The following is a 20,589-nucleotide window of genomic DNA, read 5'->3' as shown; positions in this document are numbered from 1 at the left end:
AAAAACCGCTCTCGGTTGAGAACGGTTTTTATAAAGTACCGGAATCTGGTTCTTATCTGAACGTGTAGCGTAAACTAAGTGCTAACCCGGCAAACCAGTAGTCGTTGTAGTCGTTGGTAAAGTTAAACGAGGGTTTCCAGTCCAGTGAAATCGCAAAGGGAGCCGTTGGAAACGCGTACTCAAGCCCTGCAATTAAATCCCCTCCTAGCAGAAAACGACCGCCGTTATAATCCTTGTAATAGACATTTCCAAGATGAGCTCCCAAACCCACATACCAGTCCAGGCCGGGTGCTCCCGGTAGCGGTTGCTGGTATTCATACAACCCGGTCAATTGAAAATAACGCGGAGAAGCGCTCAATATACCTTCGAATGCGCTAGCCGGCGCAAAGAAATGCTTCAGCGTAATACCGCTGTCATAACCTAAGCGGGCACCAAAAGCGGTTTTGTAGTTCTGAGCATTTGCAGTTGTGGTTATGGCTGTAACAGCCAAGACTGTAACGATAAATAAGTTTCTAAGTTTCATAAGTTAATGTTTTAATAAATATTTACTCACCGTGTATTTAACACTTTTGTCTATATAAACACCCCTGTTTAAAATTTGTTTACCGGTGGAGTAGAAAATAACTGTTCCTGCAAATAACATTTCCTGCAAAGCGGCTGATATTCATGTATTTCCCCCAACATCACCTGTTTCTCGCCAGCCACTATACGGTGTGAATAGCAGGCCAGTGAACCGCAACGGACACAGATGGCATGAACTTTGGTCACATCATCGGCAATGGCACAAAGGGCGGGCATCGGCCCGAACGGTATCCGTTTAAAATCCATGTCGAGTCCAGCCACTATTACCCGGATACCTTGGTCGGCAAGCTGCTGGCAAACATCGGTAAGCCCTTTGTCAAAAAACTGAGCTTCGTCTACTCCCACCACTTCTACTTCAGACGCAAGCAGCAGGATGTTACTGGAATGCTCAACGGGTGTTGAAAGAATAGAGTTTTTGTCGTGCGACACTACCTCCTCCTGCGAATAACGCACGTCGATTACCGGTTTAAATATTTCCACTTTCTGGCGGGCAATTTTCGCCCGGCGAAGCCTGCGAAGCAGTTCTTCGGTCTTTCCGGAGAACATGGAACCGCAAATGACTTCGATACGCCCTTTGCGCTGGGTTTCGTTGGGATTGTTTTCGTTGTACGTCATTTCCCTTTCACTATTTTCTTGATTTCATTCAATTTATTCAAAGCCTCAATAGGGGTAAGGTTATTGACATCCAGATTGAGTATTTCGTCACGAACCTGGCTTAAAACAGGGTCGTCCAGCTGGAAAAAACTCAACTGATAGCCCTCCCGTTTTTCAACAATATCCTTTATCGGCTTTTTGATGCCCTGTCTGCGATTGGCTGTTTCCATCTGTTCCAGGATCGCTTCCGACCGTTTGGTAATGCTCTGCGGCATCCCGGCCATTTTGGCAACGTGAATACCAAAACTGTGTTCACTCCCTCCCGGCACGAGTTTTCGCAAGAAAATGACTTTGTTGTCAATCTCCTTTACAGCAACATTGTAGTTTTTGATTCTTTTAAACGATTTTTCCATCTCATTCAACTCGTGGTAGTGGGTTGCAAAAAGAGTCTTGGCTTTTGCCCGAGGATGCTCATGAATGTATTCCACTATTGACCATGCGATAGAAATACCATCGTAGGTGCTTGTCCCCCGGCCTAATTCGTCGAAAAGCACAAGGCTCCGCTCCGAGATATTGTTGATGATGTTGGCTGCTTCGTTCATTTCCACCATAAACGTGGATTCGCCCAGCGATATATTGTCCGATGCGCCGACACGGGTAAAGATCTTGTCCACCAGTCCGATCCTTGCCGATTCTGCCGGGACGAAACTCCCTATTTGCGCCATAATCGTGATTAGCGCCGTCTGGCGGAGCAAGGCCGATTTTCCAGCCATGTTGGGACCGGTAATGATAATGATTTGCTGTGAATCCCGGTCGAGATAAACATCGTTGGCAATATAGGGCTCATCGGGCGGAAGCTGTTTCTCGATTACGGGGTGGCGGCCACTCTTGATATCTATGGCATCCGACTCGTTTATTTCGGGACGGATATACTTGTTTTCCCAAGCTGATTTTGCAAAAGACAACAGGCAATCTGCCCTTGCCATAACGGTTGCGTTACCCTGTATAGTTGGAATATACTCTATCAGGCTCTCCACAAGAGCGTTGTATAGCTGTGTTTCCAGCGATACAATTTTTTCTTCGGCACCCAATATTTTTTCTTCATATTCTTTCAGTTCCTCGGTAATGTAACGTTCTGCGCTTACCAGCGTTTGTTTCCGTATCCACGTTTCAGGGACCTTGTCTTTGTGCGTATTCCGCACTTCAATGTAATATCCGAAAACATTATTGAAAGCAATCTTCAGAGAGGGTATACCCGTTTCCGTACTTTTACGTTGCTGCAACTGTAGGAGGTAATCTTTGCCCGAGTAGGCAATTTCGCGAAGCTCATCCAACTGTCCGTTCACTCCTTTTTTAATCACCCCCCCCTTATTCAGCAGAGCCGGCGGATCCGGAAAGATCTCCCGTTCAATCCGATCCCGGATAACGAAGCAAGGATCTAATTTCCTACCCATCTCCTGAAGGCCGGCATTTTCGGACGACAGGAAGGCTTCACGTACCGGTTCTATTGCTGTTAAAGCCACCTTGAGCTGTACCACTTCGCGAGGAGAGATCCTGCCGACAGCCGCTTTAGATATGATTCGCTCCAAGTCGCCAATAAGCGAGAGTTTTTCCTCGAGCAGCTCTTTCAATGCTGTTTCGCGGAAAAAGTTTTCCACCACATCCAGGCGTTCTTCTATGGGCCGGACATCTTTGAGGGGGAACACCATCCAGCGGCGCAACATGCGCGACCCCATGGGTGAGATGGTCTTATCAAGTATGTCGAGTAAACTTTTTCCACCTTCGTTCATCGTGGAAATCAGTTCCAAACTGCGCACCGTGAATTTATCCAATCGCACGTAACGGCTTTCATCCAGTTGCCTGAGTGACGTAATGTGGCTGATCTGCGTATGCTGTGTTATATCCAGGTAATGCAACACAGCTCCGGAGGCAATAATTCCAAGGAGCAGGTGCTGCACACCAAACCCTTTTAGGTTCTTTGTGTTGAAATGGTTTAATAAGCGTTCGCGAGCTGCATCATCGGTAAATATCCAATCGTCAAGTTCGAAAAAGAAGTAGTCCAACCCGAAATATTCTCCAAACTTGCGCTTACTGCCCCGCTCGACAAGAATCTCCTTGGGTGAAAAGCTGGAAAGCAATTTGTCTGTTTCGTCCTTATTACCTTCGGTAGTGAGAAACTCACCCGTTGAGATATCGAGAAAAGAGATGCCGAACGTCTTTCCGTTTGCCGAATAAACGGCTGCCAGAAAATTATTCTCCTTGTGATTCAACACATTATCATTAATAGATACACCCGGCGTAACTAATTCGGTGATACCGCGCTTAACAATCGTTTTGGTAAGCTTCGGGTCTTCCAGCTGATCGCAGATAGCCACACGTTTCCCCGCACGAACCAGTTTAGGCAAATACGTATCAAGAGCGTGATGCGGAAATCCGGCCAATTCCACGAATTGTGCTGCACCGTTTGCTCGGCGCGTCAGCGTTATTCCCAGGATCTCCGAAGCCGTGATCGCATCATCCGAAAAAGTCTCGTAAAAATCACCTACCCTGAAGAGTAAAACAGCATCGGGATGTTGTTGTTTAATCTCGTTGTACTGCTTCATCATCGGGGTTTCAACTACCTGCTTACTCACTAATCTCTATAAATTAAAATATCCAATAAATTATTACTGTGTTTTAGATTGAATGAGATTGATGGCGGATTGAACAAGATTGAATATGGGCGGCAGTTTATCAATCTTGTTCAATCTTAATTAATCTTTCTCAATCTTGGCAAATACGACATTATTTTGGATCATCCCTTTATTAAATAATGTGTAATGATTTTTTTCTGAAAAAGGATAACAAAGATACTATTTTTTTATTTACGATTTACACTCGCCCTATCGTCGGGTCGCCCAATCTCTGGCGCAACTCCTTCACTCCCTCCGATGCCCCTTTTTTTATATGAAATACATCGTACCGGCCGGTATTCACATCTTTGGGATCAATCAGGTAAACAGGAACATTTTTTTTTACATAGTCCAGTAATCCCGCAGCCGGATATACATTCATTGAAGTGCCTATTATCACAAAAATATCTGCTTTCCCGGCCAATTCCGCAGCCTCGGTAATCATCGGTACAGCCTCTCCAAACCATACGATATGCGGACGCAGCTGATATCCCTTTTCGCACTTATCGCCCATGTTGATCTCCGGTTTATCGGCCGGCAACTCATAGATCAACGATTCGTCTCCGGTAGACCTCACTTTCATCAACTCACCGTGCAAGTGCAGTACCTTGGTACTTCCCGCCTGTTCGTGCAAATTATCAATATTCTGCGTAATTACCTGAACGTCAAAATCCTTCTCCATATCTGCAATTCCGGCATGCCCCTCATTGGGCTTTGCACGGATCAGCTCGCGCCGGCGGATATTATAAAACTCCAACACAAGTGCCGGATTTCTGTGGAATGCTTCGGGAGTGGCAACATCTTCAACGGGGTATTTATCCCATAATCCACCCGAATCGCGAAACGTCGATATTCCACTTTCGGCACTCATTCCTGCTCCGGTAAGTATAACAAGTTTCTTTTTCATTTTTTGTCCGTTTAAATGGTTATCCTCCTTATACAAATATAGTTTTTTATACCCAAAAGAAGAATTATTCCGTATTAAATTCGTACTTTTGTGTCCAAATTGAAAAAAAGAAAAAAGTTGAATGGATAAATTAAGTTACGCGTTAGGAATGAGTATGGCATCGAGTCTTGTTAATTCCGGGCTAAATCAGATTGACACAGACTCGTTTGTAAAGGCATTCGTTGAAGTTATAAACAACGGCGCAGCAGAAATGAGCCCACAGGAGGCCAATCAATACATTCAGGAATATTTGAGCAAAAGGCAAAACGAGATGCTGGGTGAGAACCTAAGAATCGGACGTAAATTTCTGGAAGAGAACAAGAAGAAGAACGGTGTTATTACCCTTGCCAGCGGATTACAATACGAAATTCTTAAAGAAGGCTCAGGACCAAAACCCAAAGCAACCGAAAAAGTGAAGTGCCATTATCACGGTACATTGATAAACGGCAAGGTTTTTGATAGTTCCGTAGAAAGGGGACAACCTGCTGTATTTGGTGTCAACCAGGTGATTAAGGGCTGGGTAGAGGCACTACAACTGATGAGCGTCGGCTCCAAATGGAGGTTATATATTCCTTCGGAGTTAGCTTACGGAAGCCAGGGCGCCGGGAGTTCCATAGAGCCCAACTCCACCTTGATTTTTGATGTTGAATTGTTAGGGATTGAATAAAGAGAACCCATTAAATAAAAAAAAAGAGAAAAATGAAACAAAAAAACTTTGTTGTACTTGGTGCACTGGCAGCATTTTCAATTATGCTGACATCTTGCGGTGGCGGCAGTTCTGCTCCTGCTGCATCGTTAAAAAGCGATGTAGATAGTGTATCTTATGCTTATGGCGTAAACCTGGCCGACCAGGGCGGATTGATGCAGTACCTGGAGCAATCCGGAATTATCCAGGGTGCATCCAATATCGAATACGATTATCAAATGCGCATTGCCGCTGCTGATTCTACCCAGAAGCAAGCATTGCAGAAAGAGATGAATGCAAAAATCGATTCACTGAATAAGGTGAATGCTCCAAAACTCGACGAATTCATCAAGGGATTGAAAGAATCGTTGAAAGGTGGAAAAGAGAAGTCGGCTTATATCCAGGGATTAAGCATTGGCCATCAAATCTCTCAACAAATGCTTCCTCAATTTGGGACGATGCTGTTTGGTCAGGATTCAACCAAAAAGATCAACAACGATCAGATGTTGGCCGGTTTAATCAGCACATTGAAAAATCAAAGCACTGCCATCTCAAAAATGGATGCCAACGGACTTATCCAGAGTAAAGTGGAAGAAGCTCAGGCCAAAGAACAGGCCAAACAGGAAGAAGAGCTGAAGGTTCAGTACAAGGACAGCATTGCTGCCGGTGAAAAATTCTTGGCCGACAACGGTAAGCGCGAAGGCGTGATTACTCTTCCCAGTGGATTACAATACGAAGTGATCCGTAAAGGAAACGGTCCGATGCCAAGCGATGCCAGCACAGTGAAAGTACATTATCACGGTACCCTAATCAACGGAACAGTTTTCGACAGCAGTGTCGATAGAAAAGAGCCGGCCACTTTCGGTGTAACACAAGTTATACCCGGATGGACGGAAGCGCTTAAGCTGATGCCTGTCGGTTCGAAATGGAAACTCTACGTTCCCTACAACCTGGCTTACGGCGCCCAAGACCGTGGAACCATCAAACCTTTCTCTACATTGATCTTCGATGTAGAATTACTGGGGATAGAAAAGTAACCGATCACACATCACCCTATATTTATTCACGGGACGGCTGTTTGTCGTCCCGTTTTTTTGTTTTAACCCATACGGATCTACGAAAAAAAAGTCTACAAAACCATTCAAACTCTATCATTATTCTTCAATAATAGGTATTATACTTGTTTTATCATCGATTTTAACACGAAATTATTGCACAATACTAATTTTAAGGTTATTTTTGCATCGTTTTAGGTTATTTTGATAACCTGGTGTTTTGGGAAAAACAAAATTGCAACTTATAAACTAAGATTAATTTGTTTTCAGAGGTTATTGAGCGTAATGTTCGATAAAGTGTAAATATTACGTTGATTTTTTTTAAAAGTATTGTGTTAATTTCGCGACATTATATATTGTGTTATTTTATTTTCACATATATTTGTACGATTTCTGATTTATCGAAAAAGCCGACGAGCATATTCTTAAGCGACAAGCATTCACTTGACCGCCTTTGCCCATACTCACAAAGCCGACTCTTTCGAAAATTACAATCGATTATGAGTTTCAGATATAGAAAAGAGTTTAATTTAAAAGTAGAGTTTATGAAAAGAAAGTTAGCTATCTTTTTTACCTTGTTCCTTGTGGGGATAGGGATTCTAACTGCTCAGACGCAGGTACGCGGTACCGTGGTGGATGAAGCAGGTGAACCGGTTATCGGAGCTACTGTTCAGCTTAAGGGAACTTCTCAGGGGACAGTGACAGATATCGACGGAAATTTTTCCTTGTCGGCACCGGCCAACGGCACATTAGTCATATCTTATGTAGGTATGACAACCATTGAGGTTCCTGTAAGTGCTCGTGTTAACGTAACTTTGAAAACAGACACGGAGTTGTTGGAAGAGTTGGTTGTAACGGCTATGGGTATCTCACGTTCAGAAAAGACACTGGGCTACGCAGCCACCAGCGTCAAAGGAGATGAGATCTCAAAGGCAAGAAATACAGATATCACCAATTCTCTGTCTGGAAAGGTCGCCGGTTTACAAGTGCAATCTTCTTCATCTGATCCTGGAGCCGCCAGCTCTGTAATAATCCGAGGGTTCAGTTCAATTAATGGTAACAACCAACCACTATATGTAGTAGATGGTGTGCCTCTGCAGAACAGTACTATCAACACATCCGGGCATGCTATCAGTGCGGGAGGTGTCGCCAATGTAGCCTCTGATGATATTGAATCGATGACAGTATTGAAAGGTGCAGCAGCAACTGCGTTATACGGTAGCCGTGCTTCAAACGGGGTAATCATCATCACAACAAAAAAAGGAGAGAAAGGGGACAATCGCAATTTTACCATACAGTATAACGGCGGTCTGCAGGCAAGACAGGTGTCTGTTTATCCAATTTTTCAGAACGATTTCGGGCAAGGTTGGAACGGCACCCAGACTTTTATTGAAAACGGTTCCTGGGGCCCTCGTTTGGATGGTTCAACACAGGTCTACGGACCCATCTGGAACAATCAGCAGCTGATTCATGAGTATTCGGCACGGGAGAACAATGTTAAGGATTTCTTCGATATTGGACTTTCCTACAACAACAATGTTTCTTTAAGCGGAGCTTCAAACGATAACAAATTAACCTATTACCTATCCTACTCAAATACAAGCGACGACGGAATAATGCCTACTGATGCCGATAGTTACAATCGCAACACCATTGCTTATCGTTCTTCTTTCGAAGGGACGGATTGGTTTACCGTCTCGTCATCAGTCAATTTTGCCAATTCGAAAACTGATTTGGTGGGCAGTTATCAGGGTACATCGGTAATTGACGGCCTTTATGAAATGCCGCGTGATGTATCGATTGTTGATATGAAGGACATTTCAAATCCTTTTAATACCCCCGAAGCTTATTATACACCCTACGGGATCACCAATCCCTACTGGTCGTTGGCCAACAACTATAACCAATTGAATTCAAAACAGCTCTACGGTAAATTGCAGGCTGATGTAAAACCCCTCAGCAACTTGATCCTAACCTATCGTTTTGGATTTGACTACACCGATTATGACATGAAAATCGGTTATCCTCAAATTAAGCTTGATGATGCACTGATCAACGAAGATTATGGTTATGCCCCCAGCAACATGAACCAAGACGGCTATGTATTTTCCCGTTTCAGACGTTCCTACGAGTTAAACCACGATTTCCTGGTAAATTACGACCGTGTGTTTGACGATTTTTCATTCATTGCGAATGCCGGTGTCAACATGAATGAACGTTACTACACCTATATGCAAGGACAAACAGACGTACTCACTTTTTATACCGATTTCTGGGATCTTAGCAATGGTGCGACTCGCACTGATCTGTCAGAAGTTCAGATGAAAAGACGTCTGATTGGTCTTTTCGGTGATGTAACACTGGGTTATCGGGAGATGTTGTTCCTCAACCTTACAGCCCGTAATGACTGGTCGTCGACACTGCCACCTGATAAAAACAGTTACTACTATCCTGGTGCTACTCTCAGTTGGCTCTTTACCGAACTGATGCCCAAGAATGATCTGCTCTCCTTCGGAAAGCTAAGGCTGGCCTACGGCAAAACGGGTAATGATGCCGGACCATATCTTACCAGTGACCGATTTGTACAGGCTGCTGCAAACGGTTATTATGGAAGTGATATTGCCGCATTTCCGATGAACGGGACTAACTCCTTTATTCTGAACACCACAGCAGGGAGCAAGACGTTACGCCCTGAAATGACCAGCGAATTTGAAACCGGTTTAAACCTGCAATTCTTCCATGGTCGTGCAGGTATCGATGCATCATTTTACAATCGTATCACTAGTGACCAAATCTTTACCCTGCCTATTGACCCGTCAACAGGATACACCAATCTGGTGACCAACTTTGGTGAGGTTCGCAACAGGGGGGTTGAGCTATTACTGACAACTACACCCATTCAGACACGTAATTTCAGGTGGGATCTGGATCTTAATTTTGCCAAGAACTACAACGAGGTACTTTCTATGCCAGAGAGCTTGGAGGGCGGCAGAGTAACTATTTACAACTTTTCTGCTGGAAATGACGCTGTATACATGTATGCAGAAAAGGGTAAACCAATGGGAACTTACTACACCTATCTCCCCCAGTTTGTAGACGATGAGAACAGTGATTACTACGGTAATCTAATTGTAGACGAAGCCGGACAGCCGGTATTGGGAACAAGTGTGGAAGATACTGGATTGAATATGAATCATAAATGGACTGGGGGATTAAGCACTTCATTATCTGCTTATGGTTTTACTTTAAGTGCAGCGTTAGATGTGCGTTACGGTGGGGCCCTTTTCTCACGCACCAAGAACCTGATGCAATTTACCGGAAACGGAATTGTTACGGTTTATAACGATCGTCGTCCTTTTGTGATTCCCAATTCTGTGCAAGTTGAGAGAGATGATAATGGAAACATCACTTCCTTTAAAGAAAACTCAACGGCACTAAAACTTACAGACAGCAGCTATCAGAAATATTTCGACACCTATGGATGGGGTAATGGAGGAATGGCTTACTTGGTAGACCGAACCTTTGCAAAATTGCGAAATATAACATTAGCCTATTCATTACCCAAGAGATGGCTGAATAATATTGAATTAAGTGATATCGAGGTATCTGCATTTGTCAACAATGCATTTGTTTGGACACCTTCAGATAATCACTATATTGATCCGGAAGGAAGTACAACCGGTACCGATTTGGAAGGTAATTTTGGTGAACTGTATGTGAATCCCTCAAGCAGAGTATTCGGATTCAACGTGAATGTGAAATTTTAAAGAAAGAAACGAGATATGAAAAAATTGATCATACTATTCTCAATCCTTTTGGGATTATCGTCGTGTAAGGATTATCTAGACATTAACACAGATCCCAATTCTCCCTCAGATGAGAATGTGAACGCTGGAATGATATTGCCCGGTGCAGAGATGAATCTTGCTGCAAGTTATGGTAATTTCCTTCGAATCATTGGTGGTTACTATGCACAGCACTATGCACATAGCTTTGGAACCAGCAATTATGTGGATTATTCACAGTTCAAAATGTCTGCTACACGATCAAGTAGTACATATACACAATTATATGCAAGGGTGCTGAAAAATCTTGAAGTGATTCGTGAACAAACCTCTGCATCTGAAGAATGGGGTACCTATTTGGCCGCAACAACACTCCGTGCATTCACCTATCAGGTGTTGGTTGATGCTTATGGCGAAGTACCCTATACTGAAGGCCTTGATGTGGGAAACCTCTCACCTGTATACGATGAAGGTTTAACCATCTACAACGGAATCCTGGCTGAACTTGATGAAGCATTATCAAATGCAACACCCTCTAGTGTTGTTACCACCAATTTTCTTTTCGGATCAGCAACTGCCGAAGAATGGATTCAATTTGCAAACGCATTAAAATTAAAAATTCTGATGCGCATGAGTAACACACAAGATGTCAACTCTTCTCTGGCTACATTAATCAACGAAGGAAATTTCCCAACATCTGATGTAGCGTATGATAATATTTGGACAGATGAATCAGGAAAAGCTAGCCCTTTTTATCAGGAAGAATATGCTACTTATTTTGGTTCTACTCAAATTAATATAGTTGCCAATTTGGCATATATGGAGACTATGCTTGAAAGTCAAGATTCTCGTGCACAAAAGTTTTTCACGCCAAATAAAGATGGTGTATATACAGGTGGCGTTTCTGGGACTAACTTTAGTACATCTGATCAATATCAATCTGATTACTTTTGTCGCCCTGTTTTTACTTATGATATGCCAGTTTACCTTATTACGGTTGCTGAGATTGAATTCTTCCTTGCCGAATATTATGCTCGTAATGGATCTTCTCAAGCAGAGCAACACTATAAAGCAGCTATTGAAGCTTCTTTTGAGATGAGCGGTGCAATCGGTGCGGAAAATATTTACAACATGCATTATCAGTGGGATGCTGAAAACTACAAAAAAATAATTGGTATCCAGAAATGGATAGCACTTGGCGGTATCAACAATTTTGAAGCTTGGTGTGAATTGAGACGCTTAAAATATCCATCATTTGGTAGTGTTACTGGATCAGAGATATATAGTGTGGCTAACGATGTATTTTCTCCTGAATTATATATTGCAGGTACTCTTTACACTCCAATACAGTATAATACAGATTTGGGAGCAAGTAAAGTATTGCAACGTCTCAGATATGCAGAGAGCTCAATAAGCCGCAATAGCAATGCACCTGACGACAAAGGTGATGCAACACCGGTTTTTTGGGCGCAGTAAAACATAATTATAACTTTTTTTGATATGAAAAAAATAACGACAATATTGAGTATTCTTGCACTTGTTTTCTTTATTCTTTGTTTCTCAGGTTGCGAAGACGAATCAACTGCAGGATTTACTAATATCACTTATTATCCTGATATAGTGATGGAAGGAGACGAAACCGTATATATTGGACTCGGTGAAGCATTTGATGATCCTGGAGCTACTGCAACAGAGAACGGAGTTGAAATAGACGTGAATGTTTCATCAAATGTAAATATACAGGAGCCTGGGCTCTATTATATTGGTTACTCAGCAACTAATGTTGATGGCTTTAAAAAAACCGTCAGAAGGAAAGTCTATGTTTATGATAGTAATCTCAACACCACTGATCTTTCAGGTACCTATAATGCAAGTGTTATAAGAAGTGGAACAGAAAGCTATAGTAATAATCCAGTCACATTAACTTCTACGCATATTCCTGGTATATACATGATAGATGATTGGATTGCTGGATTTTATGCGATAGGTAGAGATTATGGAGAAGATTATATGTTTAATGGATTAATCCAAATTAATGGAGATAATGAAGTTATTCACCTTGACATGTCCAATCCTTGGGGAGATTCGTTCACTAATGTAGAAGGGACCTATAATCCGGTAACAGGTGTAATTGCGTACAAAGCAGTTTGGGAAGCAGGTTATACTTTTGATGTTACTATGTCAAAATAGTTTTTAAAATCCAAATATTGATTGATATGAAAAAAAGAATATTAGCAGGAATCCTCGTAATGGCATTTGTAATCCTGTTCACTGCTTGTGAAAAAGATGAGATAGGAGGTGCCGCTACTGAGAAAATGGCTGGAGAGTGGTTTGTGGTGGCTGATGCTGTTGATTCAGAAGGGAATGTGGTATTCGAAGATACTGATCTCTTCGGAATCGGTTATTTTCATCTTGACACTTATAATACCTCTTCCAACAGCCTTACAGAGATGTGGATCAATGACAACGGTAATTTCTGGGATTTTAAAGCCCGGATTAATATCAACTTCGAAACAATGACATTTGCTGCGGAGAATGCTGACAACCAAGCATATGAATCAAAGGTAACCATTGAGGACGGTAAAATAATTCTCGGAGCGGCAACTACACCCAGTGGGATGCCTGCCGATAGCATTGTCTTTACCGTAACCTTTGATGATGACCCTTATCCGGAAGCATACGGTTATTATGGTTATCGCGTTTCCGGTTATCGCTATTCCGGTTTTGAGGCAGATGAGTGATTCTGAAATATGATCTAATTTAATTGGGTAGGAGGAAAACAAAGTAGTTTTCTTCCTATTTTCTTTTTCCAACCTCCCTGACCATAGGTTCATTTTTATACAATCCGTATTTTAAAAAACAAGTATTTCCGAAGGCATACTTCAGATTACTCACTTTCATTAGGCGTATTCCTAATTCAACTTATAAAAGTAACACTTTTACCTGTATCATCTGGTTGACTTCTAATCCTCGTAACGGACTTAACCACTCAAAATGACCGTAGATTGAACACAAAAAAACTAGTTATTTTTTTGAAAATATCTAGCTTCGTTTTTGTTGTATTCAATGCACAACTTCTTTTAAAGTGTAATGCAAACACTTCGATTTTCAAAAGAATATTACAAAAAAATAAAAATAAATGCAAAAAAACAATTTGGTGTAGAAATTTTAATTTATATTTGCACTAACTTTGAGTTAAAATATATTCTAATCAGTTATGAATAGAGAGCCACGTCCCCTCCTAAAGGTGATTCATGCTTTTTTATTCATACAAAAAGAATAAACTTCCAATTATTTTTAATTATTTTATTATCATTTGAATTTAATTAAAAATAATCAAAATGCAGAATCTATGAGAAGAAATTACTTACAACTTACAACTTAGTTAGAATTATTGGCTTAATTATGCTAAAGAATATTGCAAAAAGTAATTTAATAATAAAAAATTAATTTATATTTGTAAACAAATAAGGAAACTTATTTTATGTTAATCGCTTACGACAGGAAGCCCATCAAAGATTTGCTTTGATACCTTTTTTTTCCACCTCAAAAAACGTATGTTTTTTAATTACTACAGCGATTGTCTCAGAATGAAAAAATGATTTATACTATAATTGTTTAATTTAAAAGTAGAGTTTATGAAAAGAAAACTAACTATGTTTTTATCCCTGTTCTTTTTAGGAATAGGGATTGTGCTGGCTCAGACACAAGTACGAGGTATTGTGGTGGATGAAACCGGAGAATCCGCGATTGGTGCAACCATTCAAGTGAAAGGCACAACGCAGGGTACCGTCACAGATGCAAATGGTAATTTTACGATTACCGCTCCCACCGGAGGCACTTTGGTTGTCTCCTATGTAGGATATACAACCCAAGAAGTGCCGGTAAGTGCGAATGTAAGAATAGTTTTGGCAAGTGACGCTGCACTCCTTGAGGAAGTAATTATAACAGCATATGGCGGGACCATGAGAAAATCCTCGTTATCTGGAGCGATAACATCTGTAAAAGGAGATCAATTAAATAACTTGCCCGTGCAAAGTTTCGATCAGGCGTTAGCCGGTAAAACAGCAGGTGTGCAAATTACGCAATCTTCCGGATTATTGGCCGACGGTGTCAGTATCCGTATTCGTGGGACTAACTCTATTTCACTGTCATCTCAACCTCTTGTAGTTATCGATGGAGTACCCGTTACCGAAACAACCAACTTAAATGTATTCAACAGCGGTAATGGAACACGCTTTAATCCTATGGCCACTATAAATCCCAACGACATTGAATCGATGGAGGTATTAAAAGATGCAGCAGCTGCTGCTCTTTACGGTTCTCGTGCGGCTAATGGAGTACTGCTTATAACTACAAAAAGAGGTAGAGAAGGAAAAACAACCGTTTCTTATAATGGTTTCATTGGAACATCAAAAGCGACCAGACTACCAGATCTGCTTAACGCTCAGGACTTTATTGATATTACCAACGAAAAAGCAGCTAATACATATGGAGCTGGCGTTAAACTTGCAGATTGGGATGCTAACAAAACAGAAACAAATTGGTTGGAACGTGTTTTCAGAACAGGCTTAGCACAAAACCACAGTCTTTCGGTTTCGGGTGGAACAAAATTAATGAGTGTTTATGCTTCGGCAGACTGGACAAATCAGAAAGGAATTACAATCGGCAACCAAATGGATCGTGGTTCTGTACGTTTAAATGCTGATGCGCAAACGACAGAATGGTTGAAAATTGGTATTTCTGCCAATTATTCATACACAAAAAATAAAGGTGTACTCTCCGACGGATACCTCGCCGGGGTAACCATTGCGGGATATAATGCCCCACCCAACGTTCCTGAATTTAATGCGGATGGAAGTTATTATTTTGACAACCTCGGACGCCTGGGGGCTGGAGCAAACAGATATGCCTACAATGGAGCCAATACATTTCTGAATGCCTTCAACCATCCTACAGCTACTGTAAATTTACAACGCAATGACAACATTTCTGAACGTATATTAGCAAATGCTTACGCTGAGATATCTCCTGTAAAAGGTCTGAAGATTACTTCACGCTTTGCTGTTGACCACCTAAATAACTTCGAAGATCAATACAGCCATCCATCTATTTCAGGATTAGGAAGATCATACGGCGGGTTGGTACAAGAGAATATTGCATTCATTAAACAATGGAACTGGCAAAATTTTGCCAATTACAACTTTAATATTGATGATCACACTTTTGCATTAATGGCAGGGTTGGAATATCAAAAGCGCAAATACCAAGATATCTACGCTGGAGCATACGAATTTGTATTCGATACATACCAACATATACTCGACGGACTATTTACAGAATCAATGGCTGGGGGGACCATGAATTCCAGGGGAAACTCAAGTTCATTCGGTCGTGTTAATTACAGCTGGAAAGATCGTTATATTTTTGAAGCATCATTCAGGGCAGACTCTTATTCAGGATTTAGCAAAACTAACAGAAGAGGTTACTTCCCGGGTGCTTCTGCCGCATGGAGAATATCACAGGAAGAATTCATGCAAAATGTTAATCTTTTCAGCGATTTGAAACTTAGAGGAAGCTGGGGTATTGTAGGGAACAGTAATGTTGGCCCTTATGCCTACAGGACAACTTACGCCGGAGGGCAGTATGCGGACATCAACGGTGTAAGCATGAATGTCATCGGAAACGAAAATCTGAAATGGGAACGAGTGGAGAAAATAGATGTCGGAATCGATGCAGGATTTTTATCCGGTAAAATAAATGCTTCTTTTGATTATTGGAGAAGCAACGTAAGCGATATGATCTTAGCCGCCCCTGTTATGCATCTGGCAGGAATACCGAATTCATCTATCCAAACCAATATCGGATCAATGCGTAATCAAGGTATTGAATTGCAGATAAATACCATCAATTTTGACACAAAAGATTGGAGATGGACCTCTACGTTTAATCTTACGACCGTAAACAACAAGGTATTGGCGCTTGCCGGTGATGATATTTTGGAAACAGCTTCGGCTATTGTAGGTGAACCATTGGGTGTTTGGCGTATATATCGCTATGCGGGAGTTGACCCACAAACAGGTAGAGCTGGATATTACGATAAAGACGATAAAATAAAATATTATGATCCTAATCCTGCAGTTCCACAAGCACAAAGATGGAAATTTGAAGACGGTAGTGTTGCAACTCCTCTTGGCAGTGCTGACTTAAGCGTACAGAGCGGCAAAACCGGAACCCCTACGTGGTACGGGAACTTGGACAATACAGTAAGATTTAGAGATATTGATTTAACAATTGGGTTACAATATGGCGGCGGCAACTACATTTTAAACCAGACCAATGCTGGCCTTATGACTTTTATGCTTAACAATAATATTGAACGCATTAAAGACCGTTGGACAACTCCGGGGCAAGAAACGGATATTCCCAAAATATACCATGGCGACAGAACCTCATTGCCTTCCAACTCTACATTATGGTTAGAAAAAGCTGATTTTCTTCGCCTAAGAGACATTACTTTGGGCTATACTTTCCCAACTACTTTAAGTAATAAAATTGGAGTTTCCCTTGCCCGTTTATTTGTAAGAGGGTCAAACTTAGGTGTATTAACCAACTATAGCGGAACCGATCCGGAAGTCAGCACAAACAGAAACCAAAACAGATTAGTTGGTTTTGATAACCGTTCAGTACCGTATCCACGTACAATTACTTTTGGTGTAAATATTAACTTATAAAAATTTTCGAATTATGAAGAAATTAAAATATTATATATATCTGGTCTTATTTTCCGCGTTGCTCCTAACAGCCTGCGAAGAGGATATACTTGATGATAACCCATACTATATGGGAGATTCAGCAGATCAAATTTTCACAAATGCTGAAAAAATTGCCGCGGCCAATATGGGACTTTACGATGCACTTCAAAATGCAGAATTTTTAGGAGGCAGAGCTCAGATTTATGTGGATGCACGAGGATTAGATGTTAATCCGCCAACGTTCTTCGGATTAATGTCAACTTTCAGCAATACGGCAAGTGATGCTACTACAACCAATGCCTGGCAAGGGGCATACCGGACGGTAGGTGAATGTAATGCATTTTTAGAGGGGATAGAGAGAGCCAAGTCAGACAATGTCATAACAGATGACGAATATAAAGCCTATGCAGCAGATGCCAAATTTATCAGAGGTGTTGTTTACTTCTATGCATTGAATTTTTGGGGTCAAATGTACGTGAAAGAAACCGAAAATCTAGGAATTCCTCTTATCTTAAGATCTTTTGACGGTGGATCGGCATTCACTGAAGCACCTGAAGTTAAACGTGCTTCTATTGAAGACAGCTATAAACAAATCATTGAAGATTTCGCATATGCAGAAACCAACTTACCCGCTACAAGAGACGATGTCTACGAAGGACGTGCTACAGCAACATCAGGAGCGGCTAACGCTATGTTAAGCCGGGTTTACCTGTATATGAAAAATTATGATAAAGTCATTGAATATGCCGACAAAGTAACCGGTTATGAATTGGATGCAAAAACACTCTTGTCCACCAACGATCCAGCAAACTCCAGTGAGGTCATCTTCTCCGTAGCTATGAATAGTAACGATAATCCCAATACCAATAACGCTCTAGGACAACATTACGGATATAACAGACGTGCTGATATATCTGTAAGTCAAGCTTACCTGGCTTTATTATCGGATGAAGATGCAAGAAAGACGGAGTGCTTATTTTTCGATAGTAGTAAAAATAGTTGGTATTGTAATAAATACAGAAAAACTTCATCCGATTGGGCACCCATAATCCGTTATGCTGAAGTATTGTTAAACAAGGCAGAAGCATTAATGAAAAAACCGGGTGCAACTTCAGCCGATAAAGAGGAAGCTATTACGATCCTTAACCAAATACACAAACGTTCAAATCCTGATAAAACTTATACATCAGCGGATTTTGCAAACAACTTGGCTTTAGTTGAAGAAATCTTACTCGAAAGACGTCGTGAATTGGCTTTCGAAGGACATTCAAGCTTCGACTTATTCCGCAACGAAAAGGGAATTCCTGCCGGAAGAGGTGCAGCTACAGCCACAGCCATCGATTATCCTAGCAATTATTTTGCATTACCTATTCCAAGTTATGATGTAGAAAAATCAAAAGGTAACTTAGTCCAAAATAAGGGATATTGATTCATTGTTTGTTATCTTATTAATTTACAATAAATTAAAAGCGAGGTGTTTTATAAGCACTTCGCTTTTATTTATTAAAAAATCTTGGCAATATATTATTGAAGATCATCTAAATAATTGAGACAAAAAATTTTGTTACAAGTAATCCTTGCGTCTCGGCAATCATTTTCCTACATACTCCATATTGACCTCCCCCGATAGGTACGGATTGCCTCTACAATAAAAACCATGTCTTCTTTGTCCATCATTCTGAATAGGACCTTAAAAAATTGAACAGTTTACATTTTACTCTCACAACATTAAAGGAAAACATGATTAGGAAAAGCCAAAAGTAAATACATCTTTATGGCAAATTTACATGTTAATACATAGATCAGAACACTTAAACAATAAAAGTGTTACATACAAATTCAATTTTTCAATCAATCAACAAACAAACCTCAAAAAAAATAGCAAAAAACATTTTATGATAAAAATTTAATTTATATTTGTAAATCAAATGAATATTAAATCTGTGTTAATTATTATGAATAAAGCGCAACACATTTTTTGTGCAATCTTCTGTGTCTTTTATTCATAAAAAGCAGTGACTTTTCTTATAATTTCCTTTAGGAATTGGGAAATATTTATCAAAAAAAGAATAGAAACTTATATAATTGTTTAATTTAAAAGTAGAGTTTATGAAAAGAAGACTAACTGTGTTTTTAGCCCTGTTCTTTATTGGAATGGGGGTCATGCTAGCTCAAACACAAGTGCGGGGTGTTCTACTCCCCACTTGTCAGACCATAGGATCTCGTTTTTAAGTTTAGTTCGTTCCCATTGTAAACCACTCTCTGTGCCTGGAACGGGTTCTCTTTAGGTCGCTTGTCACAGCCTTGACAGGTTCCGGGACAGGCATTACCTTTGTTTGCAATGGAAACGAATCAGGCTGCATACTCATACCAGGAAAAGGGCGTTTTTCTATCAAGGCTTTGATGCTGTCGCCGGTTGTTGTAATAGGTGATAAACTTAATCAACCCCTTTCGCAGTATGTTGCCGTTCCCGGCCGGACAAATATAGACATATTCTTGTTTGAGTGTGCGCCAGAAGCGTTCTATCCAGACGTTGTCAAGCGCCCTGCCTTTCCCGTCCATGCTGATAGTGATCTCCTGGCTTTCAAGATACGCTATCCAACCTGGACACGTAAATTGAGAGCCTTGGTCAGAGTTTACAATCTCCGGCTTGCCATGCACGAGGATTGCCTTACGAAGCACATTCAGGCTGTTTTCAGCATCCAGCGTATTGTGAATGTCCCAGCCAACAATATACCGGCTATATACATCAATGATAGCCGTCAAGTAAAGGAATCCTTTTGCCATGGGTATGTACGTGATATCGATGCACCATACATGATTCGAGTGCGTGACCTCAAGACCTCTAAGCCTGTAGGGATGAATGTATTTGCTCAATCCAAGCTTACTGAGGTTTCGTTTCGGATAAATGGCCATGATGCCCATTTTACGAAGCAATCGACGGACACGCTTCGGACCTGTCAGGATACTCATTGCACGCAGGAAATCAACCATCCCCAAAACACCTTTTGTTGGATGTTCCATGTATTCTTCGTCCATCAGACGCATCAGTTCGAGGTTTGCAGGATCCTCTACGGCAGGCTTGTAATACTGCATGCTGCGATTCAATCCGAGAAGCTCACACTGGCGTCGTTGGCTCAAATCATCTCTCGGGGATACTATTTTTTTGAGGACTTCAGTATCCCCAATTGCTCTGAGGCCCTCCTGCAAAAATCCACTTCTACCTCCAAACGGCCTATTTTCTCATACAATTCCTTCTCCCGTTTGGCAACCTCCTCGTCTGGGGCCTTGGTTGAGAATATCTCTGCTCCTCGGGCCAGGAACTCCCGTTTCCAGTTGGAGATCATTTGTGGATGCACATCGAACCGCTTGGCCAGCTCGCTAAGTGTTTCAGCTTCCTTGATTGCCTCTATCGCAACCTGGGCCTTGAAAGCTGCACTGTGTTTCTTTCTTCTTGTTGACATAATGAGCAAATTTAATCGTTTTTTATTAAACTTACCCTGTGGTCTGAATTA

14 protein-coding genes are annotated in these 20,589 nt (G+C 41.2%); 8 read left to right on the top strand and 6 right to left on the bottom strand.

Annotated features, from left to right (window positions below):
• Window positions 1-52: 52 nt before the first annotated feature.
• From AACM02_RS05615 to AACM02_RS05600, 4 genes are all read right to left on the bottom strand, one after another.
• The gene (locus tag AACM02_RS05615; protein ID WP_214024797.1) at window positions 53-523 is read right to left on the bottom strand and encodes a hypothetical protein; all 471 of its coding nucleotides are present in this window, start codon (window positions 521-523) and stop codon (window positions 53-55) included.
• Between the two features lie 68 nt (window positions 524-591).
• Complete coding sequence (locus AACM02_RS05610; protein ID WP_339116324.1) at window positions 592-1,197, bottom strand: thymidine kinase; 606 nt, start codon at window positions 1,195-1,197, stop codon at window positions 592-594.
• Complete coding sequence (mutS, locus tag AACM02_RS05605; RefSeq protein WP_339117437.1) at window positions 1,194-3,782, bottom strand: DNA mismatch repair protein MutS; 2,589 nt, start codon at window positions 3,780-3,782, stop codon at window positions 1,194-1,196. Before mutS ends, AACM02_RS05610 begins: the two co-directional genes overlap by 4 nt.
• Before the next feature lie 265 nt (window positions 3,783-4,047).
• On the bottom strand, window positions 4,048-4,755 hold the full coding sequence (locus AACM02_RS05600; protein ID WP_214024799.1) for an NAD-dependent deacylase: 708 nt from the start codon (window positions 4,753-4,755) through the stop codon (window positions 4,048-4,050).
• Between the two features lie 121 nt (window positions 4,756-4,876).
• Here AACM02_RS05600 and AACM02_RS05595 point away from each other — a divergent pair, with 121 nt between their 5' ends.
• The 8 genes from AACM02_RS05595 to AACM02_RS05560 all read left to right on the top strand — a co-directional run bounded on the left by AACM02_RS05595 (window position 4,877) and on the right by AACM02_RS05560 (window position 18,503).
• Window positions 4,877-5,461 (top strand): FKBP-type peptidyl-prolyl cis-trans isomerase, encoded by a 585-nt coding sequence (locus AACM02_RS05595; protein WP_339116323.1) that lies wholly within the window; start codon window positions 4,877-4,879, stop codon window positions 5,459-5,461.
• 32 nt (window positions 5,462-5,493) lie between these two features.
• Window positions 5,494-6,516 (top strand): FKBP-type peptidyl-prolyl cis-trans isomerase, encoded by a 1,023-nt coding sequence (locus AACM02_RS05590; RefSeq protein WP_339116322.1) that lies wholly within the window; start codon window positions 5,494-5,496, stop codon window positions 6,514-6,516.
• Between the two features lie 563 nt (window positions 6,517-7,079).
• A complete protein-coding gene (locus AACM02_RS05585; protein ID WP_339116321.1) occupies window positions 7,080-10,301 on the top strand; it encodes a SusC/RagA family TonB-linked outer membrane protein in 3,222 nt (1,073 codons plus the stop codon).
• Window positions 10,302-10,316: 15 nt separating this feature from the next.
• The gene (locus AACM02_RS05580) at window positions 10,317-11,795 is read left to right on the top strand and encodes a SusD/RagB family nutrient-binding outer membrane lipoprotein (protein ID WP_339116320.1); all 1,479 of its coding nucleotides are present in this window, start codon (window positions 10,317-10,319) and stop codon (window positions 11,793-11,795) included.
• A gap of 24 nt (window positions 11,796-11,819) precedes the next feature.
• Window positions 11,820-12,509, top strand: coding sequence for a BT_2262 family domain-containing protein (locus AACM02_RS05575; RefSeq protein WP_339116319.1), 690 nt, complete (start codon window positions 11,820-11,822; stop codon window positions 12,507-12,509).
• Window positions 12,510-12,535: 26 nt separating this feature from the next.
• Window positions 12,536-13,060 carry a lipid-binding protein gene (locus AACM02_RS05570; protein ID WP_339116318.1) on the top strand — a complete coding sequence of 175 codons (525 nt, stop codon included), beginning with the start codon at window positions 12,536-12,538 and terminating at the stop codon, window positions 13,058-13,060.
• 897 nt (window positions 13,061-13,957) lie between these two features.
• Window positions 13,958-17,053, top strand: coding sequence for a TonB-dependent receptor (locus tag AACM02_RS05565; RefSeq protein ID WP_339116317.1), 3,096 nt, complete (start codon window positions 13,958-13,960; stop codon window positions 17,051-17,053).
• 13 nt (window positions 17,054-17,066) lie between these two features.
• Entirely contained in the window at window positions 17,067-18,503 is a 1,437-nt protein-coding gene (locus AACM02_RS05560) for a RagB/SusD family nutrient uptake outer membrane protein (RefSeq protein ID WP_339116316.1), read from the top strand.
• 923 nt (window positions 18,504-19,426) lie between these two features.
• Here AACM02_RS05560 and AACM02_RS05555 read toward each other — a convergent pair.
• A complete protein-coding gene (locus AACM02_RS05555; protein ID WP_339117436.1) occupies window positions 19,427-20,182 on the bottom strand; it encodes an IS3 family transposase in 756 nt (251 codons plus the stop codon).
• A gap of 50 nt (window positions 20,183-20,232) precedes the next feature.
• A complete protein-coding gene (locus AACM02_RS05550; RefSeq protein WP_339116315.1) occupies window positions 20,233-20,538 on the bottom strand; it encodes a transposase in 306 nt (101 codons plus the stop codon).
• Between the last annotated feature and the right edge of the window lie 51 nt (window positions 20,539-20,589).

This window comes from Petrimonas sp. (genome assembly GCF_963921705.1).
GTDB classification, from domain to species: domain Bacteria; phylum Bacteroidota; class Bacteroidia; order Bacteroidales; family Dysgonomonadaceae; genus Petrimonas; species Petrimonas sulfuriphila.
Note: the sequence above shows the minus strand (reverse complement) of the source record. Positions and strands in the feature narration are given on the sequence as shown.